This window comes from Nocardioides sp. NBC_00163 (assembly GCF_045206295.1).
Classification (GTDB): Bacteria; Actinomycetota; Actinomycetes; order Propionibacteriales; family Nocardioidaceae; genus Nocardioides.
Map to the genome: position 1 here is coordinate 1,448,474 of NZ_CP108155.1, position 20,302 is coordinate 1,468,775.

General features: G+C 70.4%; 16 protein-coding genes, 2 pseudogenes and 4 riboswitches. Of the genes and pseudogenes, 10 read left to right on the forward strand and 8 right to left on the reverse strand.

The features are described 5' to 3' along the window. The first annotated feature begins 184 nt into the window (after nucleotides 1-184). On the forward strand, nucleotides 185-1,618 hold the full coding sequence (locus OG801_RS06970) for a phytoene desaturase family protein (protein ID WP_406034729.1): 1,434 nt from the start codon (nucleotides 185-187) through the stop codon (nucleotides 1,616-1,618). Here the strand turns inward: OG801_RS06970 and OG801_RS06975 are convergent. Continuing rightward, nucleotides 1,600-2,325: an SRPBCC domain-containing protein gene (locus tag OG801_RS06975; protein WP_406034731.1), complete on the reverse strand. Its 726-nt coding sequence runs from the start codon at nucleotides 2,323-2,325 to the stop codon at nucleotides 1,600-1,602. The genes OG801_RS06970 and OG801_RS06975 overlap by 19 nt on opposite strands. Then, nucleotides 2,318-3,037: an ArsR/SmtB family transcription factor gene (locus OG801_RS06980; RefSeq protein WP_406034733.1), complete on the reverse strand. Its 720-nt coding sequence runs from the start codon at nucleotides 3,035-3,037 to the stop codon at nucleotides 2,318-2,320. The genes OG801_RS06975 and OG801_RS06980 overlap by 8 nt, the downstream gene beginning before the upstream one ends. Here OG801_RS06980 and OG801_RS06985 point away from each other — a divergent pair. From OG801_RS06985 to OG801_RS07010, 6 genes and pseudogenes are all read left to right on the forward strand, one after another. Then, entirely contained in the window at nucleotides 3,036-3,596 is a 561-nt protein-coding gene (locus tag OG801_RS06985) for a GNAT family N-acetyltransferase (RefSeq protein WP_406034735.1), read from the forward strand. The two genes, OG801_RS06980 and OG801_RS06985, sit on opposite strands and share 2 nt — an antisense overlap. Next, a riboswitch (cobalamin riboswitch) is annotated at nucleotides 3,574-3,719 on the forward strand. It overlaps the preceding gene by 23 nt. Nucleotides 3,720-3,752: 33 nt before the next feature. Continuing rightward, a complete protein-coding gene (gene cobN, locus OG801_RS06990; RefSeq protein WP_406034737.1) occupies nucleotides 3,753-7,406 on the forward strand; it encodes a cobaltochelatase subunit CobN in 3,654 nt (1,217 codons plus the stop codon). After that, nucleotides 7,403-8,188 carry a precorrin-6A synthase (deacetylating) gene (gene cobF, locus OG801_RS06995; RefSeq protein ID WP_406034739.1) on the forward strand — a complete coding sequence of 262 codons (786 nt, stop codon included), beginning with the start codon at nucleotides 7,403-7,405 and terminating at the stop codon, nucleotides 8,186-8,188. The genes cobN and cobF overlap by 4 nt, the downstream gene beginning before the upstream one ends. After that, a pseudogene (locus OG801_RS07000) lies at nucleotides 8,185-9,612 on the forward strand (cobyric acid synthase); the annotation flags it as partial. The gene cobF and the pseudogene OG801_RS07000, both read left to right, overlap by 4 nt. Before the next feature lie 252 nt (nucleotides 9,613-9,864). Then, nucleotides 9,865-10,530, forward strand: a pseudogene (locus OG801_RS07005) (cobalt-precorrin-6A reductase); the annotation flags it as partial. Further along, entirely contained in the window at nucleotides 10,527-11,207 is a 681-nt protein-coding gene (locus OG801_RS07010) for a (2Fe-2S) ferredoxin domain-containing protein (RefSeq protein WP_406034741.1), read from the forward strand. The pseudogene OG801_RS07005 and the gene OG801_RS07010, both read left to right, overlap by 4 nt. Nucleotides 11,208-11,224: 17 nt before the next feature. On the opposite strand, the gene OG801_RS07015 is transcribed toward OG801_RS07010, so the two are convergent. The 5 genes from OG801_RS07015 to OG801_RS07035 all read right to left on the reverse strand — a co-directional run bounded on the left by OG801_RS07015 (nucleotide 11,225) and on the right by OG801_RS07035 (nucleotide 15,332). After that, complete coding sequence (locus OG801_RS07015; RefSeq protein ID WP_406034743.1) at nucleotides 11,225-12,004, reverse strand: CbtA family protein; 780 nt, start codon at nucleotides 12,002-12,004, stop codon at nucleotides 11,225-11,227. Continuing rightward, nucleotides 12,004-12,219 carry a CbtB-domain containing protein gene (locus tag OG801_RS07020; RefSeq protein WP_406034745.1) on the reverse strand — a complete coding sequence of 72 codons (216 nt, stop codon included), beginning with the start codon at nucleotides 12,217-12,219 and terminating at the stop codon, nucleotides 12,004-12,006. Before OG801_RS07020 ends, OG801_RS07015 begins: the two co-directional genes overlap by 1 nt. A gap of 56 nt (nucleotides 12,220-12,275) precedes the next feature. Further along, a riboswitch (cobalamin riboswitch) is annotated at nucleotides 12,276-12,341 on the reverse strand. A gap of 32 nt (nucleotides 12,342-12,373) precedes the next feature. Next, nucleotides 12,374-13,474, reverse strand: a complete 1,101-nt coding sequence (locus OG801_RS07025; RefSeq protein ID WP_406034747.1) for an ABC transporter substrate-binding protein — start codon at nucleotides 13,472-13,474, stop codon at nucleotides 12,374-12,376. Then, on the reverse strand, nucleotides 13,471-14,325 hold the full coding sequence (locus OG801_RS07030) for an ABC transporter ATP-binding protein (RefSeq protein ID WP_406034749.1): 855 nt from the start codon (nucleotides 14,323-14,325) through the stop codon (nucleotides 13,471-13,473). Before OG801_RS07030 ends, OG801_RS07025 begins: the two co-directional genes overlap by 4 nt. Beyond that, a complete protein-coding gene (locus OG801_RS07035) occupies nucleotides 14,322-15,332 on the reverse strand; it encodes a FecCD family ABC transporter permease (RefSeq protein WP_406036256.1) in 1,011 nt (336 codons plus the stop codon). The genes OG801_RS07030 and OG801_RS07035 overlap by 4 nt, the downstream gene beginning before the upstream one ends. A 113-nt stretch (nucleotides 15,333-15,445) precedes the next feature. Beyond that, nucleotides 15,446-15,631, reverse strand: a riboswitch (cobalamin riboswitch). Between the two features lie 89 nt (nucleotides 15,632-15,720). Continuing rightward, nucleotides 15,721-15,938, forward strand: a riboswitch (cobalamin riboswitch). Nucleotides 15,939-16,088: 150 nt separating this feature from the next. On the opposite strand from OG801_RS07035, the gene OG801_RS07040 reads away from it, so the two are divergent. From OG801_RS07040 to OG801_RS07050, 3 genes are all read left to right on the forward strand, one after another. Beyond that, entirely contained in the window at nucleotides 16,089-17,087 is a 999-nt protein-coding gene (locus OG801_RS07040) for a ribonucleotide-diphosphate reductase subunit beta (RefSeq protein ID WP_406034751.1), read from the forward strand. Continuing rightward, complete coding sequence (locus OG801_RS07045; protein ID WP_406034753.1) at nucleotides 17,087-18,784, forward strand: ribonucleotide reductase N-terminal alpha domain-containing protein; 1,698 nt, start codon at nucleotides 17,087-17,089, stop codon at nucleotides 18,782-18,784. Before OG801_RS07040 ends, OG801_RS07045 begins: the two co-directional genes overlap by 1 nt. Before the next feature lie 231 nt (nucleotides 18,785-19,015). Then, the gene (locus OG801_RS07050; protein WP_406034755.1) at nucleotides 19,016-19,279 is read left to right on the forward strand and encodes a hypothetical protein; all 264 of its coding nucleotides are present in this window, start codon (nucleotides 19,016-19,018) and stop codon (nucleotides 19,277-19,279) included. On the opposite strand, the gene OG801_RS07055 is transcribed toward OG801_RS07050, so the two are convergent. Continuing rightward, complete coding sequence (locus tag OG801_RS07055; RefSeq protein ID WP_406034757.1) at nucleotides 19,267-20,193, reverse strand: cobalamin biosynthesis protein; 927 nt, start codon at nucleotides 20,191-20,193, stop codon at nucleotides 19,267-19,269. The genes OG801_RS07050 and OG801_RS07055 overlap by 13 nt on opposite strands. Nucleotides 20,194-20,302: the final 109 nt, after the last annotated feature.

Genomic DNA, 20,302 nt, shown 5'->3' on the forward strand with positions numbered 1-20,302 from the left:
CTGCCTGTGAAGACGTGGTCGACGTGGACATTCTCGAATCTCCTCGCTTGCTCGGATGGGATGACTCGAGCCTTCCGCTGTCGCTCCGGCCGGGCGTCCGGTCGGACGCGGCATCGACCTACGCAGTTCTACGTACGCCTGTGTCGCTTGTCGCGGCCGCGACAAGGCGTCAGGCTGTGTCCTGATGTCGTCCACCGCAACCGTCGTCGGCGCCGGGCCCAACGGCCTGGCGGCTGCGATCGTGCTCGCGCAGCAGGGCGTGAAGGTCACGGTCGTCGAAGCCGCGGAGACCGTCGGCGGTGGGACGCGCACCGCCGAGCTGACCCTGCCGGGGCTGCGCCACGACATCTGCTCGGCGATCCATCCGCTCGGCCTGGCCTCACCGTTCCTCCGCGGCCTCGAGCTGGAGAAGTACGGCCTGACCTGGCGTTTTCTCGAGGTCGAGCTCGCCCATCCGCTCGACACAGGCACGGCAGCGCTCCTGCACCGTTCCGTCGAGGAGACGGCCGCAGGCTTGGGTGCCGACGGACAGCGCTGGCAGCAGGTGTTCGGCCCGGTCGTACGCGGCTGGGACGCGATCTCGGACCACGTCCTCGGTCCGATGGTGCGACTCCCCCGGCATCCGTTCCGCCTGGCCGGCTTCGGGATGCGCGCAGCGCCACCGGCCACCGTGCTCGCGCGGGCCTTCCGCGAGGAGACGGCGAAGGGCCTCTTCGCCGGATGCGCGGCGCACGCGTTCCAGCCGCTGGACCGTCCGGGCACGGCCGCCGTGGGCACCATGCTGGTTGTCAGCGGGCATCGCTACGGCTGGCCGGTCGCCGAGGGCGGCTCCCACGCGATCACCCTCGCCATGGCCGAGCGGCTCGAGGAGCTGGGCGGCACCATCGTCACCGGCACCACCGTCCGCAACCTCGCCGACCTTCCGGACGCCGATGTCACCTTGTTCGACACCAGTCCGGGCGGCTTCGCCGACATCGCCGGTTCCGCCCTCCCCGAGCGGCCGCGCCGGGCGATGCGGAGGTGGCAGCACGGCCCCGCGGCGTACAAGCTCGACCTCGCGGTCCGCGGGCCGATCCCGTGGCGGGACCCGGAGGTCGGCCGCGCCGGCACCGTCCATCTCGGCGGGACGATCGCCGAGGTGGCGACCAGCGAGCGGGAGATCGCGGCAGGCAGGATGCCGGAGCGTCCGTTCGTGCTGCTCGGTCAGCAGTACGTCGCGGACCCGTCCCGTTCGGCGGGAGACCTCAACCCGGTCTGGGCCTACGCGCAGGTCCCGCACGGCTACGAGGGCGACGCCACCGACGCGGTGCTGGCCCAGATCGAGCGCTTCGCCCCCGGCTTCCGCGATCAGATCATGGCGACGCACGTCACCACACCGGCCGACTACGCGGCGTACAACCTCAACTACGTCGGCGGTGACATCTCAACCGGCGCCAACACCCTTCGCCAGCTCATCGTCCGGCCCACCCTCGCCGGCTACGACACCGGCATCCCCGGCATGTTCCTCTGCTCCGCCGCCACCCCGCCCGGCGCCGGCGTCCACGGCATGTGCGGCTATCACGCCGCCCACCGAGCTCTCCGCCACCTGGCCGCGGAGGATCACTCCCCCGCCCGGTGATCGGCCCACCAGCCGGCCCACCTCGTGTCGAGCTGCCCGAAGTCGGCGCCGTCGAGGCCGTACGTGCTGAGGATGGCCATCGACGTGCCGGCCGGGTCGGCGTCCGACGGCGCCGTGCCGGCGATCACCAGCAGGCCCTCGCCCCATGCGTCGACCGTCACGCCCAGCTGGCGCGTCGAGCGGAACCACACCTCGCCGGCCACGTCCTCGCCGGCGATCGTCGCTGTGTAGCGGCTGCCCCGGGGCTGCCCGGCGACAGCGTCGAGGCCGATCCGCTCGATGACGGTGCCCGAGTAGGTGCCGCGATCGGCGAAGAACAGCGTGCGGCGCGTCATGCCGGGCCGGCGCTCGAGCGCGAACCGAAGCTGATGCATGAACGACGTCCATCCCTCGGTGACATCATCGTAGTACGCGTCCCAGTCCGGGTTGCCGGACAACGGCGCACGAGTCAGCGTGATTCGGACGCCGTCGCCGTCCGGCTGGATCTCGAATTCGTCGCCGCCGTTGACGACCAGTGTGCGCCGGTCGGCCTCCTCGACGACGTCGGTGAAGTAGATCGAGTCGATCTCGGCCTCGGCCTCATCGGTGTCCCAGCCGTGCCACTGTCGGATGGCGGCCGGATCCCGCAGCGCCTGCCACGCGGCATCGGCCGAGGCCGACGCGGTGACCTCGATCCGCGGCGTCTCGCCGCGCTGAATGTCATTCATCACTCTGCTCCTGTTCGGACGGTTCGGTCACCGCGGCCGGGGCGGGATGCCCGCCGATGACCACGCGGTACTGACGACCGGTCGGGCTGTCGAAGCTTTCGGCCGTACGCCGCAGCACTTCGGTCAGCTCCTCGGTGAATCTGTGCACGTCGGCGGCGTCAGCGAAGCGCACGGCGGCCTCGATCGTGAACGTGAGCAGGCGCTTGCCCTGCTCGTCTGCCTTGACCTGCATACGGGCCACATCCCGCACGGTGGCTGCCGCGACCCCGACCAGGTGGTCGGCGGCGAACTGGTCCATGATCCGCCCGGCGCTCTCAGCAGACTCGGATCCGCGGCCCATCACGGATGGGTCGACCACGATCGCACCCGGCTTCGCACGCACGATCCGCTCGACGAATCCGCGGCGCTTCCGCTCCTCGACCAGCTCCACCAACCCGGCCGACTCGAGCGCCCGCAGATGGTAGTTCACCCGCTGGCGAGGCAGCTCGAGCAAGGCGGCGAGCTGGGTAGCAGACGTCGGCTCCTGCAGGTGACCGAGAAGCTGCCGACGAATAGGCGACAGCGCCGCGGCCACCCGGTCCGGCTCGTCGACATAGATGATGCCGTTGCTCACAAGATCCAGGATGCAATTGACAAACAGATTTGTCAATTGAGGTGATTGCCCCAGAAACCAGGTGCCACCGACGTACGTCCTGGCTAACGTCTGGCCCATGCCGCAAGCCCGTCTGCGCACCGAGCGCCTCGACCTGGTCCCGCTTTCCGAGGAGCATCTGCCGTTCCTCGTCGAGCTCAACTCGGACCCCGTGGTGCTCCGCCATCTGTTCACCCGCGCGCTCAGGCCGGAGGAGACCGAGGAGCGGATGCACAAGTGGATCCGGGTGGCGAAGGAGACGGAGGCGCTGGGCAAGTGGATCGGGTACGCGGCCGGTGAGGCCGTCGGGCTCTACATGTTCGAGCCGCCCGACAACCCGCCGCGCACCGATGCCGCCGAGCTGGGCTACCGGCTCCCGCAACGCCAGTGGCGCAAGGGCTATGCGAAGGAAGGCTCGCTCGAGCTGCTCCGCCACGGGTTCGAGGACCTCGGGATCGATCGGGTGATCGCGCAGACGATGGCCGTCAACGAGGCGTCCCGCGCGACCATGGTCTCCGTCGGGATGAGCTTCGTACGCGCCTTCCACGAGACCTTCGACGAACCGCTCGCCGGGCACGCCGACGGCGAGGTCGAGTACGAGGTCACCCGCGAGACCTGGCTCGCGCGCCACGCGGGGTAGGCTGCGAGCACGCTCGTGGCGCAGGAACCCGGTGAGAGTCCGGGGCGGTTCCGCCACTGTGACGTCCGTACAGCTTCTGGGCACGGACACAGCCAGACACTGGCCGCGGGCTATCCGACCGATCGACGGGGCGAGAACCCCTAGGAGGAACTCGGCATGGCCGACTCTGCACGCGTACGCATCGCCCTTCTGTCCACCTCGGACACCGACCTGCTCTCGGCCCGTGCCAGCGGCGCCGAGTACGCCTGGGCGAACCCGTCGCGAGCGACCGATCTGGAGCAGGTCGTGGCCGACGCCGACCTGGTCGTCTTCCGGCTCCTCGGCTCGCCCACCGACCTGTGGGACGGCCTGAGCGCCGTCAAGGAGCGCGGCACGCCGGTCGTGGTCCTCGGCGGCGAGCAGCAGCCGAGCGCCGAGCTGATGGAGCACTCCACCGTTCCGATGGGTGTCGCCGCCGAGGCTCACCGCTATCTCGCCGAAGGCGGGCCGGGCAACCTGGCCCAGCTGCACGCGTTCCTCTCCGACACGGTCCTGCTGACCGGCTTCGGGTTCGAGCCGCCGGCCTCCGTCCCGGCCTGGGGGTTTGCTGACCGTGTTGGTCTCGACACGCCTCCGCCTAGCGGCTCCGGCGGCTCGACCAGCGGGAAGCCGCGCATCGGGGTGCTCTACTACCGCGCCCACGAGACCAGCGGGAACACCGCGTTCGCCCACGCGCTGGCCGACGCCATCGACGCGACCGGCGCGGCCACCGGCGTACCCGTCTTCGCGGGTTCCCTCCGCTCGGCCCCCGATGACCTCTACGAGGCGCTCGGCACCCTCGACGCGCTGATCGTGACCGTGCTCGCGGCCGGTGGCTCCGTGCCTGCCTCGGCGAGCGCCGGTGGCGAGGACGAGGCCTGGGACGTGGAGCGGATGGCGGCGCTCGACATCCCGGTGCTGCAGGGCCTGTGCCTGACCAGCTCGCGCGCGGAGTGGGAGGTCTCCGACGACGGCGTCACGCCGCTCGACTCGGCCAACCAGATCGCGATCCCCGAGTTCGACGGGCGGATCATCACCGCCCCGTTCTCCTTCAAGGAGCTCGACGAGCAGGGTCTCCCCCACTACGTCGCCGACCCCGAGCGCACCGCGCGGGTCGCCCGGATCGCGGTCAACCACGCGCGCCTGCGGCACACGCCCAACCCGGACAAGCGCCTCGCCCTGGTGCTCTCCGCCTACCCCACCAAGCACTCCCGGATCGGCAACGCGGTCGGTCTGGACACCCCGGTCTCCGCGATCCGGATGCTGCGCCGGCTCCGCGAGGAGGGCTACGACCTGGGGCAGGACAACGAGGTCGTACGCATCCTCGACTCCGTCGCCGCCGAGGAGGGCGACACCGCCGCCGGCGACGCGCTGATCCACGCGCTGATCGCGGCCGGTGGCCAGGACGAGGAGTGGCTGACCAACGCCCAGCTCACCGACGCCCACGTCCGCATCTCGAAGGCCGACTACGACAAGTGGACTGCGGATCTCCCGGCTGACCTGCGCGAACAGATGGTCGAGACCTGGGGGCCGACGCCGGGGAGCCTGTTCGTCAACGACTCGGGTGAGCTCGTGCTGGCCACGCTCCAGGCCGGCAACATCGTCATCCTGATCCAGCCGCCGCGCGGGTTCGGCGAGAACCCGGTCGCGATCTACCACGACCCGGACCTGCCGCCGTCGCACCACTACCTGGGTGCCTACCGCTGGCTCGAGCACGGCTTCCGCGCCGACGCCGTGGTCCATCTCGGCAAGCACGGCTCGATGGAGTGGCTGCCCGGCAAGAACGCCGCGCTCTCGGCGTCCTGCGGCCCGGATGCGGCCATCGGCAACATGCCGCTGATCTACCCGTTCCTGGTCAACGACCCCGGCGAGGGTGCCCAGGCGAAGCGCCGCGCGCACGCCACGATCATCGACCACCTGGTGCCGCCGATGGCGCGCGCGGAGTCCTACGGCGACATCGCGCGGCTGGAGTCGCTGATGGAGGAGTACGACCGGATCTCGTCCATGGACCCGGCCAAACTGCCCGCCATCCGCGGCGAGATCTGGCAGCTGATGAAGGCCGCCGAGCTCCACCGCGACCTCGGCATGGAGGAGCGGCCCGAGGACGACGACTTCGACGACTTCATGCTCCACATCGACGGCTGGCTGTGCGAGATCAAGGACGCCCAGATCCGCGACGGCCTGCACATCCTGGGCGCCGCGCCCGAGGGTGAGGCACGGGTCAACCTGGTGCTCTCGATCCTGCGCGCCGCGCAGGTGTGGGGCGGTGTCGGAGGTGCCGTGCCCGGGCTGCGGGCGGCGCTCGGGCTCAAGGAAGGGGTCTCGACAGGCTCGACCACCGGGAGGTCAGCGGTCGACGAGATCGAGACCCAGGCTCGGGGGCTGGTGGAGCGGATGGACGCGGCCGGCTGGGATCCGGCCGTCGCCGAGACGCTCCACGACGACCCGGCCGTGCAGCAGGTGCTTGTGTTCGCCGCCGAGCAGGTGGTGCCGCGACTGAACGGGACGACCGACGAGCTGTCCGCCGTCCTGCACGCGCTGGACGGTGGCTTCGTCCCCGCGGGGCCGTCGGGCTCGCCGCTGCGGGGGCTCGTCAACGTACTTCCCACCGGGCGCAACTTCTACACCGTCGACCCGCGCGCGGTGCCGTCGCGGTTGGCGTGGCAGACCGGGCAGGCGATGGCCGACTCGCTGCTGCAGCGCTACCTGGACGAGACCGGCGACTACCCGACATCGGTCGGGCTCTCGGTGTGGGGCACGTCCGCGATGCGTACGTCCGGCGACGATGTCGCCGAGGTGCTCGCACTGCTCGGGGTGCGCCCCGAGTGGGACGAGGCCTCTCGCCGGATCACGCACCTCGACGTCATCTCGCTCGAAGAGCTCGGCAGGCCCCGGATCGACGTGACCGTACGCATCTCCGGGTTCTTCCGCGACGCGTTCCCGCATGTCGTCTCGATGCTCGACGACGCGGTCCGGATGGTGGCCGACCTCGACGAGCCGGACACCGACAACTTCGTCCGTGCGCACACCCTCGAGGACCTCGCCGATCACGGCGACCAGCGCCGCGCGACGTCCCGGATCTTCGGCTCCAAGCCGGGTTCGTACGGTGCCGGGATCCTGCAGGTGATCGAGGCCGGCAACTGGCGCTCCGACCAGGATCTCGCCGACGTCTATACGGCGTGGGGCGGCTTCGCCTACGGCCGCGACCTCGACGGCGCCCCGGCGGCCGACGACATGCGCGCCAACTACCGCCGGATCAAGGTCGCCGCCAAGAACGTCGACTCCGCCGAACACGACATCGCCGACTCCGACGACTACTTCCAGTACCACGGCGGCATGCTCGCGACCGTCCGCGCGCTGACCGGCAGCGAGCCGAAGGCGTACGTCGGCGACTCCACCTCCCCCGACGCCATCAAGACCCGCACGCTGCAGGAGGAGACCAACCGCGTCTTCCGGGCCCGGGTGGTCAACCCGCGCTGGATCTCGGCGATGCAGCGCCACGGCTACAAGGGCGCCTTCGAGCTGGCCGCGACCGTCGACTACCTCTTCGGTTTCGACGCGACCGCCGGCGTGGTGCAGGACTGGATGTACGAGAAGCTCGCCCGCGAGTACGTCCTGGACGAGACCAACCAGGAGTTCATGCGATCCTCGAACCCGTGGGCGCTGCGCGGCATCGTCGAGCGGCTGCACGAGGCTGCCGAGCGCGGGCTGTGGGAGTCGCCCGACCCCGAGCTCGTCGCGGCGATGCAGGAGATCTATCTCGACATCGAAGGTGATCTGGAGGAGGAATGAGTTCTTCTGGCAAGCGTCGGATCAAGATCATCGGGGTCGGCCCCGGTGACCCCGACCAGGTCACCCTCGAGGCCGTGGCCGCGATGCGGTCGGTCGACTTCTTCCTGGTCACCGACAAGTCGGGCACGGTCAAGCAGGGCATGCCCGACCCGCTGGTCCGGGCCCGCGAGCAGCTGCTCGACCGCCATCTCGACCAGCCCGCCCGGGTGGTCAAGGTCGCCGACGCGCCCCGCGAGCGGCGTGAGGAGTTCACCGGGACCGACGCGGAGTACCGGGCCGCCGTCGCCGACTGGCACCAGGCCCGGGTCGAGCGATATCTCGCCGTGCTGGCCGAGCACCCCGGCGACGTCGGCTTCCTGGTCTGGGGCGACCCGGCCTTCTACGACTCCACGATCCGGGTCGTCGACCAGATCTCCGAGCAGCTCGATGTCGAGGTCGACGTCATCCCCGGGATCTCCTCGGTGCAGCTGCTCGCCGCCCGGCACCGGCTCGTCCTCCATGACGTCGGGCGGCCGCTCTACGTCACCACCGGCCGCGCCGTGCTCGAGGCCGTCGAGGCCGGGCACGACAACCTCGTGGTGATGCTCAACCGGGTCGTCGGCCTCCCCGGGCTCGAGGACTGGCGGATCTGGTGGGGCGGCAACCTCGGCACCCGTGAGGAGGAGCTGGTCGCGGGCACGGTCGGCGAGGTGCTGCCTGCCATCGACGAGGCACGCGTCCGGCTGCGCGAGACGTCCGGCTGGGTCATGGACATCTACCTCCTGCGGGCTCCGAAAGCATGAGCGGCCTGCTGGTCGCCGGCACGACCTCGGATGCGGGCAAGTCGGTCGTGACGACCGGGCTGTGTCGGGCGTTCGCCCGCCGCGGCGTCAAGGTGGCGCCCTACAAGGCCCAGAACATGTCCAACAACTCGATGGTCTGCCAGGCCGCCGACGGGACGACCGCCGAGATCGGCCGGGCGCAGTGGGTACAGGCGCTGGCGGCGCGGGTCACCCCGGAGCCGTCGATGAACCCGGTGCTGCTCAAGCCCGGCTCCGACCGCCGCAGCCACGTGGTCCTGATGGGGCATCCGGCCGGCGAAGTGTCCTCGCACGACTGGGAGGCCGGGCGCCGGCATCTGGCGACCGCGGCCCATGCGGCGTACGACGATCTCGCCTCTCGTTTCGAGGTGATCGTCGCCGAGGGCGCGGGGAGCCCGGCCGAGATCAACCTGCGGGCCGGCGACTACGTCAACATGGGCCTGGCGCGGCATGCCGGGCTGCCGACCGTGGTCGTCGGCGACATCGACCGGGGTGGGGTGTTCGCGGCGATGTACGGCACCCTGGCGCTCCTCGAGCCCGAAGACCAGGCTCTGATCAGCGGTTTTGTGATCAACAAGTTTCGTGGCGACGCCGGGCTGCTCAAGCCCGGACTCGACTCGCTGGAGTCGCTCACCCAGCGCCCGGTCTTCGGCGTTCTCCCCTGGGAGCCGTCCCTGTGGCTCGACTCCGAGGACGCGCTCGACCTCGAGGGGCGGCGTGCGGAAGCCGGCGCCAGCCGCAAGATCGCGGTCGTACGCCTCCCCCGGATCTCCAACTTCACCGACGTCGACGCGCTCGGCCTGGAGCCGGACCTCGACGTCGTCTTCGCCTCCTCACCGGCCGACATCGCCGACGCCGACCTGGTCGTCCTGCCCGGCACCCGGTCCACGATCAGCGACCTGGCCTGGCTCCGTTCGCGCGGCCTCGACGTGGCCCTGACCGAGCACGTACGCCGCGGCCGCCCGCTCCTCGGGATCTGCGGCGGCTTCCAGATGCTCGGCGGTGTGATCGCGGATCCCGACGGTGTCGAGGGCTCGGTCGCCGAGGTCGAGGGGCTGGGTCTGCTCGACGTACGCACCGACTTCACCCCCGCCAAGAACCTCCGCCTGCCCACCGGGTCGGCGCTCGGGGTCGAAGCGAGCGGCTACGAGATCCACCATGGCCGGATCACCCGCGGCGACGGGGTATCGGAGTTCCTCGGCGGCGCCCGCGCCGGCAACGTCTTCGGGACCATGTGGCACGGCAGTCTGGAGGGCGACGCGCTGCGCGGCGCGTTCCTCGCGGCGACGCTGGGCCGCGAGCCGTCCACCGTCTCCTTCCCGGCCGCCCGCGAGCGCCGCCTGGACCTGATCGGCGACCTCGTCGAGGAGCACCTCGACGTCGACGCGCTGCTCGACCTCGCTAACTCCCCCGTCGGTCGAGCCGACGTCGTGAGGGACGAACGACGTCGTGTCGAGACCAACACGTTCACCCCGAGCGCGACAGCGGACCGTGTTGGTCTCGACACGCCTCCGCCGCCCTCGCTTCGCTCAGTCGCCGAGCGGCTCCGGCGGCTCGACCAGCGAGGGCGGCGGCTCGACCAGCGAGGGGAGCGCCCGATGAGGCTGTTGATCCTCGGCGGCACGAGCGAGGCCCGCGAGCTCGCTGCGCAACTGATCGAGGCCGGTGTCGACGTCACCTCCTCCCTTGCGGGCCGGGTGGCACGGCCGCGGCTGCCTGTGGGAGCGGTGCGGATCGGCGGGTTCGGCGGGGTCGAGGGCCTGAGGGGGGCTCTCGACCAGTTCGACGCGGTCGTCGACGCGACGCATCCCTTCGCCCGCGGGATGTCCGCCAACGCGGCGGCGGCCTGCAGGCAGACCGGCCATCCGCTGCTCAGGCTGGAGCGGCCGGGCTGGCCGGCGGACCCGTCCTGGGCCTACGTCGACACCCACGACGATGCCGCCAAGGTCGCCGCCGACCTCGGAGAGCGTCCGTTCGTCACGGTCGGCCGCCAGGAGCTCGCCCGGTTCGTCCCGGCGCTCGCCGGGCACCAGGTCCTCGCCCGCGTGGTCGACCGGCCCGAGATCGAGCTGCCCGAGCCGTGGACGCTGCTGACCAGCCGTGGGCCCTACCACCTCGAGGGCGAGCTCGCGCTGATGCGCGAGCACGGATCCGACGTACTCATCACCAAGGACTCCGGCGGCAGCTACACCTGGCCGAAGATGGCCGCTGCGGCCGAGCTCGGGGTGGCCGTCGTGGTCGTACGCCGCCCGGCCGGCGCCGACGGCGTCCGTACGGTCGACGACGTCGCCGAGGCCGTGGCCTGGGTGCGGGGGCTCGGATGAGCGACCGGGTGGTCGTCGGGATGTCGGTGACCGACGTCGACCGGCGCCAGGACCTGCTCGACTGGGCCGGCGAGCTCGACGCGAGCCTCGCCTTTCTGCAGATGGGCGGCCCGTCGCTCGCTGCCGAACTGACCCGGGTCGCCGACTCCGGAGCCTGGACCATCACCCTGGCCGGCGTCAGCCTCGGCCCGCTCGCCCCCGGCCACTCCTGGCTGCGCCGGATCGCGGCCCACTGGTGGCGTGAGCAGCCCGGGGACCGCCCCGAGATCCAGATCGCAACACGACTGGCGACCACACGCGACGAGCTCGCCGACTCGTTCAGCGAGACCCGGCCGATCACCGGCACCGAGCCCGGGCTGACCTCGCCCGCCTGGGAGCGAGTCCCCGACCACGTACGTCAGGTCCTGATCTGCCGCGGCCCACGCTGCACCGCGAAGGGCTCGGAGGAGACCGCCAGGGCCGTGATCCTGGGGGCGATGGAGGCCGGTCTCGGCGACGACGACCTGCTGATCACCCACACCGGGTGCCAGTTCCCGTGCAACCAGGCGCCGGTGCTCAGCGTCCAGCCCGACGATGTCTGGTACGGCAACGTGGAAGCGGCCGTCGCCCGGGTGATCGTGCGTGATCACCTGGCCGACGGCCGCCCCGTGGAGGCCTACCGCCTCCCCCGCTGCTGAACCTTCTCGTGGGCCGGTCACAGGCTCGCGGCAAGGGCCTTTCGCTCCGCGACGGCGCGCTCCGCCGCGTGCAGCCTGATCACCAGGCCGGTCAGTGTCACTCCGAGCACGCCCCACATGGTGGCGAGCGTGATCAGCGAGGCCCGTCGGAAGAACCACAACGTGTCGGCCGGGAAGTCCCCGACCTCGTTGACCGTCGTGAACAGCTCCCCGGCGACGACCATCACGACCAGGTAGGCCGCGATCGCGCCAACCACGGCGAGATAGGTGCCGAAGCGCCCGCGCAGCCGCACGGCGGCGTACGTCACGACCACGGCCGCCACGACCGAGAGGGCCTGGAAGGCGAAGTAGACCGCGGTGCGGACGCCGATGGTGTCGCCGCTGCCGACCGCCGGTGGGGTGGCCGGGTATTTGAGGAAGGGCACCAGTGCGACCGCAATGAACCCGATCAGGGTGACGAGCGCCGTCGACTGTCCCGGCGTGAGCCGCCCGATCCGCCCGAGAGCGAATGCGGCGACCAGCCCGAGGATGCCCCCGAGCGCGACGCCGACGGCCAGGGTGCCGGTCAGCAGCCCCCAGGTGCTCTGGTTGGTCCGGGAGACCTCGGCGGACTCCTCACCACCCTCGTCACCTTCGGCGGCATGGGAGTGCGAGTGCCCGTCGGCGCCGGCCGATTCCTCCAGCGCGATGGCAGCACCGACCTGCGGCTCACCGACGGCGTACGCCACCAGGAAGGTGACGACGCCGGCGAGGAGTCCAGCTAGGAGGCCGCGTACGAGAAATGCACGCGGGCTCATCAGTGGCAGGGGTAACCGAGCAGGTGACGACCGTCGTGGACCCACTCGTGGATCAGGGTGCCGGACGGGATCGAGACGGCGCCCTGGTCGGCGCTGATGAAGAAGAGCACCAGCAGACCGAGCAGACCGAAGAAGAGCGCCCAGGGGGCCAGCTCACGGAGCGGGATGACGGGAAGGTCGGCGCCGGCGACGGGCGCCACAGCGTGCTGCGACATATGTCCTCCTCAGGGATACCTGCGTCCCTGTTCGTTGGGGTTGGACGGACACTCGGGTCTGACTCCACCGCCGCGAGGCGGTGTCACAGTAGCGCGACTGTGCCGGAGTTCCACCGGCTTCCTCATGTCCGTTGCGTTGCACTATAGCGGGATCTCAGCGGAGCCACTCGTTGCCGTCGAGGTTGGTGAGATCGGTGATGTCGAGCGTCGGATCGATCCCGGAATCGGGCGCGAGACCGAAGTGCTCCAGCGAGCGCCGGACCCACTCGGCGGCGTCGATGTTGAGCGGGCCGGAGACCCACATCGCGTAGGGCAGGTTGACGAATCTGTTCTCCTTGACGGCCGGCAGATCACGGGAGGCAGGGTTGGCCTTGAGGACCTTGACCTTCTCCTCATAGGACTGCCCCGGGTAGTCCACAAAGTAGATGACGTCGGGCTCTGCGGCGGCGAAGCGCTCCCAGCCGACCTCGGTCCAGGTGTCCTCGACGTCGGCGGTCGCACTCGTCACCCCGGCGGTGTCGAAGATCGCCTGGGGGCCACCGAAGGAGCCGGAGGTGAAGATCGCGTCGGTGCCGGAGTCGAAGAGGAACGCGGTCGGCTCCTCGTCGGGCTTCGGCGCGCTCTCCAGGGCCTTGCGGCGCTTCTCGATGTCCGCCACGACCTTCTTCGCGGTCACGTCGTGGCCGGTCAGCTCGCCGATGTTGAGCAGGTCGGTACGCAGCGCCGTCCAGGCCTCCATCGTGCCCCGGTCACCGTCCTCCTGCCGGCAGGTCTCACTGAGCAGGTAGGTGTCGATGCCCCGCTCCTGCACCATCTCGGGCACCAGGTTGCGCGACTCGCTGAACCCGTAGCCCCAGCCCGCGAACATCACCTGCGGGTCGAGTGCCAGGACGGTCTCCAGCGTCGGGTGGTCATCGCCGACGATCTCGAGCTCGCCGACCCGGTCCTCGGGGTAGGCGAGCTCGAGGAGCTGCTCGTCCCGGGCCAGGCCCGTCACGGCGACCAGCTCCTCGCGGGCACCGACGGCCAGGGCGATGGAGATGATCCCGCCGTCGTAGGCGTACAGCTCGGTGACCGGCTCGTCGACCGTGAGCTTCTCGCCACAGTTCTCGACGGTGACCGCGCCCTTCCCGGAGGCGTCATCGGTGGCTGTCTCCTGCGCCCCGCAGGCGGTGATGATCGTGGTGCCGAGCGCGAACGCGACGAGCGGGGCGAGTCGGGGGTGGCGTACGGATCTGGTGATGAGCTGAGTCATGCCGATCGGTCCTTCCGAGGATGGATGAGTAGATGAGGCTGGTCCAGATCTGGATGCGGCACCTGGACGGATCCCACGCCGAAGTGATGCTCGACGCGGATGGCGTCGAGCACCTCGGCCGGCGGCCCGTGGGCCACGACTGTCGCCGGGCCACTCTGTGGATCGCCGGCGGGCTCGCTGCCCGGCGGCCGACCGAGGACCGCCAGCCGGTCGAAGGATCGGAGCGCCAGGTCGAGGTCGTGGATGGTCGCGACCAGGGTCTCGGCCCGGTCGGCGACGCTCTGAAGCAACCGCAACTGCCAGGCGACATCGAGATGGTTGGTGGGCTCGTCCAGGAGCATCACCGGGCACTCCTGGGCGAGGCCGCGGGCCATCACCGCCCGGCGCCGCTCGCCGCCGGAGAGCCGCTCGCACGGGTCGTCGATGCGGTCGGCGAGGCCGACGGCGTCGAGAGCCGCCCGGACGATCTCGCGCTCCTGCCGTCCGCCCCGGGACCAGGGCCGGGTGCGGGGCACCCGGCCCAGCGCCACCATCTCCCCGACGAGCAGCTCGGCGGAGACGACCTCCTCCTGGGGGACGTACGCCATCCGCCGGGCGCGTTCACGCGAGCCGATCCGGGCCGTCTCGTGGAGCCGGCCGGTCTCGTCGGCGAGATGGGCCAGCCCGGCGCTGGGCCGCAGAACCCCGGCGAGGATACGCAGCAGGGTCGACTTGCCCACGCCGTTCACCCCCACGATCCCTAGGCGGGTGCCCACCGGCACGTCCAGATCGACATCGCGAAGCACCTCGCGCTCGCCCAGCCGGGCCGCGACCCCTCGCAGCCGTAGCGCGGGCTGGAAGTGGTCGCTCATCGGTCACCGCCGAAGCGGTACTGACCGCGGCCGAGCAGCAGCAGGAAGAGCGGCGCGCCGACGACGCCGGTGACCACACCCAGCGGGATCTCCTGGGGGCGGGCCACCACCCGGGCGAGCACGTCGACCCACAGCAGGAACAGCCCGCCACCCAGGGCGGCGACCGGGAGCACCACCCGGTGCTGGGCGCCCACGAGCAGCCGGGCCGCGTGCGGCACGATCAGCCCGACGAACCCGATCCCACCGCTGACCGCGACCAGGACCCCGACCAGCACGGCCAGCGCGACGAACAGAGTCGTACGCAGCGCCGCGACGTTCACACCGAGCGCGGCAGCGGTCTCGGGGCCGGCGGCCAAGGCGTCCAGCCAACGGTGCAGCGCCAGCATTGCGAGCCCGAGGACGAGACTGAGGACCGCGGGCAGCCACAGCTTCTCCCAGCTGGCGCCACCGACGCTGCCGAGCATCCAGAACATCACCGAGTCGGCCGCGCGCGGATCATCGCTCATGAAGACCAGGAACGAGGCGATCGCGGAGAGCCCCGAGGAGAGCACGACACCCGAGAGCACCAACCGGATCGGGGTCAGACCACCTTGCGCGGTGGCCACCAGCCACACCAGCATGGCCGAGCCGACCGCCCCGAGCAGCGCGCCGCCGGAGACCGCATAGATGCCGAGGCCGCCCAGCGCCCCGGTGGTGATCGCCGCAGTCGCTCCCACCGAGGCGCCCGAGCTGATCCCGAGCAGGAACGGGTCGGCGAGCGGGTTACGGACCAGGGTCTGCATGCCGGCGCCGGCGACGGCGAGGCCGGCGCCCACGGCGAGCGCCATCAGCGCCCTGGGGACGCGCAGCTCCCACACGATCACGTCCCACTTCCCCGGGGCGTCGCCCTGGAGCCGGTCGCCGACGGTCGCGACGACCTCACCGATCGGTATCCGCTCGGACCCGAAGGCCAGGGACGCGACGGCGCTGAGCGCCGAGGCGAGCAGCAGCCCGGCCACCAGCGGCACGAACGGGACTCGTCGTCTCCCCTCACGAGCACGGCGCGGGCTCAGGGTCTCGCGGGACAGCGTTTCCACGGCGGTCGGCCTCTCAGGTCCTCTGGACCCTGGTCGCGAGGGCCGTGACGTACATCTGAGCCGACAGGTTTTCGGACTCGGGTTCACCCGGCGACGCCGCCTTCCCAGGGACTCGGTCCCCAGTGGCTTCCTGGTCGTCGCCGTCGCCCTCACCGCTGCGCGCCAGTCCCGGATTCACACCGGAGTTCCCTGGCATCCATCAGGATGCGTTCGACTCGGCGCAGAGGCTAGCACGGGCTGCGGAGACGGTGTCGGGGAAGTTTCCGACGACACGGCAGAACACAAGATCTAGGAAGTTGCATTGGTGTAATTCCCGCATATAGTGGTCCTCGCAGCTGGTTCTCCCACCTCGGCGACGGGGCGGGAGAGGCAAGAGGGAACCCGGTGTGAGTCCGGGACTGCCCCGCAGCGGTGAGTGGGAACGACCGCCGTCACGAAGCACTGGGAGCAAGCCGGCTCCTGGGAAGCGACGGCCACTAGGACCGAGCACGATGACGCCCACGAGTCCGAAGACCTGCCAGTGCCCACCTCATGGTGGGGTCCGCGACCTCGAGGGAAGGTCAGGGGATCGAGCGAGCACCACGTGACCGGGTCCGCCCGGCGCGCTGCCGCCGTCCTCCCTGCCCCGGCACGGATGCACGAGACATCCAGCGGGCCGGGGGCCCGCGTGAGCAAGGGGCATGGGGCTTGATCGACACCGAGGGTCTACCGATCCGCACCGAGAAGTCGGCGTACGTCTTCGACTATCCGATGGCCGAGGACCTGGCGAAGAAGCAGCGGAGCATCTTCTGGACCGCCGAGGAGATCCCGGTCGAGAACGACAAGCAGGACTTCCTGGTCAACATGACCGACGCCGAGCAGGCCGCGGTCAAGACGACGCTGAAGCTGTTCACCATCTACGAGCTGATCCTCGGCGGCGAGGTGTGGGGCGACCGGCTCTTCCACGCGTTCCCGCGGCCCGAGGTCCAGATGATGACCAACGCCTTCTCGTTCGCCGAGCTGAACATGCACGCGCCGTTCTACGCGAAGCTCAACAAGGTGCTCATGATCGACACCGAGGAGTTCTACGACTCCTACAAGAACGACCCGGTGCTGGCCGAGCGGATCCAGTTCGTGTGGGACGCGATCGCAGACGAGGACCTGCTCTACGCGCTGAGCGTCTTCACGCTGATGGAGAACTGCGTCCTCTACTCCAACTTCGCCTTCCTCAAGCACTTCCAGTCCGGCGGGAAGAACCTGCTGCAGAACGTGATCAGCGGCATCAACTTCTCCGCCCGCGACGAGAACCTGCACGCCACCGGCGGCGCCTGGCTGTTCAACACCACCCTCGACGAGTACGCCGCCACCGTCCCTGCCGACAAGTTCGAGGCCGAGCGCGACGACCTCTTCGCGAGGGTCCGTGGCGTCGCCGAGCACCTCTACGCCCACGAGGCCCGGATCGTCGAGATGCTCTTCGACGACGGGCCGATCGCCGGCATCGACCAGGCCGACCTGGAGACCTTCGTGAGGTCCCGCATCGACATGACCCTGGAGAACATGCGGATGGAGCCGCTGTTCAACGTCGAGGCCAACCCGATCGCCGAATGGTTCTACAGCGGCATCAACGGCACCCAGTTCCACGACTTCTTCCAGGTCACCGGCAACGAATACAACCGCAACATCGGCGAGACGGAGTTCAGCTTCTAATGAGCAACAGCAACTGGGAGGCGCTCTCTGCCGAGCGCAAGGCCCTGCAGGCCGAGGGCATCGTGCCCGCCTTCATGACCACGGCGGGTTACGCCATGTTCAAGGCCAAGTACACCGTCGCCGACCAGAGCGTGCGGGAACGCTACGAGACCATCGCCAGCACCGCCGGCGATCTCGCCGACGAGATGTACCCCCGCGAGGACGGCGTCTCCTGGACGGAGCGGTTCTTCGAGGCGATCTGGAACGGCTGGCTCTCGCCGTCGACGCCGGTGCTGTCCAACCTCGGCACCGACCGGGGTCTGCCCGTCTCGTGCGAGGGCTCGTACGTCGAGGACTCGGTGTGGGGCTTCTACGAGACCCTCAAGGAGGCGGCGATCCTCTCCCAGAACGGGTTCGGGACCTCGGCGTACCTCGGTGACGTCCGGCCCCGCGGCGCGAAGTTCAGCGACAACGGCAAGGCCAACGGCGTGGTCCCGGTCTTCTGCAACTTCGTCGAGATGACCAACCAGATCAGCCAGGGCGCCACCCGCCGCGGCTCCTGGGCGGGCTACCTGCCGGTGGACCACCCGGACTTCTTCGAGCTCGCCGACCTGATCTTCCGCGAGCCCGCCAACAAGAACATCGGCTGGATCTTCAGCCAGGCGTTCATCGACCGGATGCTCGCCGGGGATCGCGATGCTCTGGAGCGCTACCAGCGGGTGCTGAAGATCCGGGTCGTGCTCGGCAAGGGCTACATCTGGAAGGTCGACACCGTCAACGCGGCCCAGACCGAGTCCTACCGGGCCAACGGGCTGGAGAACAAGGCCTCCAACCTGTGCTCGGAGATCACGCTCTTCTCCGACGAGGACCACTCCTACACCTGCGTGCTCTCCTCGCTGAACCTGTCGACCTACGACGAGTGGAAGGACCAGGACACGGCGTACGTCGCCACCGTCTTCCTCGACGCGGTCGCCGAGGCGTTCCTGCGCAAGGCCCGCACCATCCGCGGCCTGGAGCGGGCGGTGCGCTACACCGAGAAGGCCCGCAGCCTCGGGCTGGGCGTGATGGGCTACCACGACTACCTGCAGAAGCAGCGGGTGCCGTTCGAGTCGGACAAGGCTGCGGCGCTCAACAAGGACATCTTCGAGCGGATCTCGTCGCACGCCGACGCAGCGTCGCGGTGGATGGGCTCGGTCGCGGGCATCCCGGAGTGGTGCGTCGGGCGACGCAACTCCCACCTGATGGCGATCGCGCCGACGATGAGCACCGCGGTGATCGTCGGCGGCACCAGCCAGGGCATCGAGCCGTACGTCGCCAACGTCTGGAACCAGACCACCTCGGCCGGCGAGATGCCGCGGGCCAACCAGAACCTCGTCGAGGTGATGGAGGACCGCGGGGTCTACGACCAGGCGCACATCGACGACATCGTCGACCACGGCGGTTCGGTCCAGCACGTCGACTGGCTCGACGAGCACGAGAAGGACGTCTTCAAGACCGGCTACGAGATCGACCAGGAGATCCTGCTCGCCCGCGCCTCGGACCGGCAGGTCTACATCGACCAGGCCCAGTCGCTCAACCTGTTCTTCCAGGCCGACGCGACCCCGCAGTACATCAGCAAGATCCACAAGCTGGCCCTGCTCGACCCGAACATCAAGAGCCTGTACTACCTGCGCTCGCGGGCCGGCATCCAGGCCAGCAAGCAGACCCGTACCAACTGATCTTCTTCGACCGAGAGGCATGACCATGAACGAGACCCCGACCACCACCGACGCCATCGACGACCTGACCTGGGACGACTGGAGCGATGCCGAGGTCTGTGCCATCGAGAACGGCCCGGACTGTGAGGCTTGCGAAGGATGAGCGATGCGGCCGGGCGGCCGACGCTGACAGTCTGCCGCGGGTGCTGCTGCGGGACGGAACGGAAGTCGCCCGGAGTGGACCATGCGGCCGTGCTCACGACGCTGAACGCAGTGGCCGGGGAGTCGGCGACCGTACGTGTCGCCGACTGCCTCGGCCCCTGCGAGCGAGCCGACGTCGTGGTGGTCGGCCCCTCACCCGAGGGGCGGCAGCGCGGAGCGCGGCCGGTCTGGGTCGCCCGGGTCGGCACGGCGAGGGTCGCCGACGCCCTGGCCCAGTGGACCCGCGCCGGCGGACCGGGCATCGCTGAGGCGCCGCCCGCGGTCCTGGCCCGGGCCTTCCGTCACGGGCGCTGAGTGATGACGGCGTACGCCGCCGCGACCAGGGCCGCGCCGATGCCGACCCTGCGGGCCAGCGCGGTGGCGCTGACGACGTCGACGGGGGCTGCGTCGCGGCCGTCGCCCATCACCGCGCGGTGCTCGATCCGGTTGCCGTAGTAGCGGTTCGTGCCGCCGAGGCGGATGTCGAGGGCGCCGGCGAAGGATGCCTCGACGACGCCGGCGTTCGGGCTCGGGTGGCGTGCGGCGTCGCGACGCCAGGCCTCCCACGCCTGCCTGGCCCGCGACGGCGCGGAGACCAGCGTGAGCAGGCCGGAGAGGCGGGAGCCGGGCAGGTTGAGCAGGTCGTCGAGGCGGGCGCTGGCCCAGCCGAAGTGCTCGTAGCGGTCGTTGTGGTGCCCGACCATCGCGTCCAGGGTGTTGGCGGCGCGGTAGCCGAGCAGGCCGGGTACGCCCGCGATGGCGCCCCACACCAGCGGCGCGACCACCGCGTCGGACGTGTTCTCGGCGACGCTCTCGACCACGGCCCGGGAGACCTCGGAGGCGTCGAGCTCGTCGGTGTCGCGGCCGACGAGGTGGGTCAGCCGCTGCCGCGCGGCCGGGAGGTCGTCGCGGTCGAGATGGGCGTGGACGGCCAGTGCCTCCCGCTCCAACGACCGGCCACCGAGGACCGCCCAGGTCGCGGCCGCGGTCACCAGCGTCTTCCCTGTTCGCCCTGGGGCGAGGCGCTCTGCGGCGGCGCCGAGGGCCACCGCTCCCCCGACCAGGGTCGCGGTGTGGAGGACGCCTCGGGCTCGGTCGTCCGCGTACCAGGCCCGTTCGGCCCGCATCGCGACGGTGCCGAACCCGGCGACCGGGTGGAACCGGCGCGGGTCACCCAGCATCCGGTCGAGCGCGAACCCGGCGAGAAGTCCGACCGCACGCGGGTTCATCTCGATGCTCCTGCCCGACGATCGGCGGCATTTTCCCGCCATGGCGGGGAAATGCGGCACGTTGGGCAGCTGCAGACCCGCACTTTCCCGCCATGGCGGGAAAGTGCGG

What these genes read in the sequence shown, in the direction of transcription:
- OG801_RS07030 (WP_406034749.1), bottom strand. Translation starts at nt 14,325, where the DNA reads ATGAGCGACCACTTCCAGCCCGCGCTACGGCTGCGAGGGGTCGCGGCC.
- OG801_RS06980 (WP_406034733.1), bottom strand. Translation starts at nt 3,037, where the DNA reads ATGGGCCAGACGTTAGCCAGGACGTACGTCGGTGGCACCTGGTTTCTG.
- OG801_RS07025 (WP_406034747.1), bottom strand. Translation starts at nt 13,474, where the DNA reads ATGACTCAGCTCATCACCAGATCCGTACGCCACCCCCGACTCGCCCCG.
- OG801_RS07020 (WP_406034745.1), bottom strand. Translation starts at nt 12,219, where the DNA reads ATGTCGCAGCACGCTGTGGCGCCCGTCGCCGGCGCCGACCTTCCCGTC.
- OG801_RS06985 (WP_406034735.1), top strand. Translation starts at nt 3,036, where the DNA reads ATGCCGCAAGCCCGTCTGCGCACCGAGCGCCTCGACCTGGTCCCGCTT.
- OG801_RS07045 (WP_406034753.1), top strand. Translation starts at nt 17,087, where the DNA reads ATGAGCAACAGCAACTGGGAGGCGCTCTCTGCCGAGCGCAAGGCCCTG.
- cobN (WP_406034737.1), top strand. Translation starts at nt 3,753, where the DNA reads ATGGCCGACTCTGCACGCGTACGCATCGCCCTTCTGTCCACCTCGGAC.
- OG801_RS07055 (WP_406034757.1), bottom strand. Translation starts at nt 20,193, where the DNA reads ATGAACCCGCGTGCGGTCGGACTTCTCGCCGGGTTCGCGCTCGACCGG.
- OG801_RS06975 (WP_406034731.1), bottom strand. Translation starts at nt 2,325, where the DNA reads ATGAATGACATTCAGCGCGGCGAGACGCCGCGGATCGAGGTCACCGCG.
- cobF (WP_406034739.1), top strand. Translation starts at nt 7,403, where the DNA reads ATGAGTTCTTCTGGCAAGCGTCGGATCAAGATCATCGGGGTCGGCCCC.
- OG801_RS07010 (WP_406034741.1), top strand. Translation starts at nt 10,527, where the DNA reads ATGAGCGACCGGGTGGTCGTCGGGATGTCGGTGACCGACGTCGACCGG.
- OG801_RS07015 (WP_406034743.1), bottom strand. Translation starts at nt 12,004, where the DNA reads ATGAGCCCGCGTGCATTTCTCGTACGCGGCCTCCTAGCTGGACTCCTC.
- OG801_RS06970 (WP_406034729.1), top strand. Translation starts at nt 185, where the DNA reads ATGTCGTCCACCGCAACCGTCGTCGGCGCCGGGCCCAACGGCCTGGCG.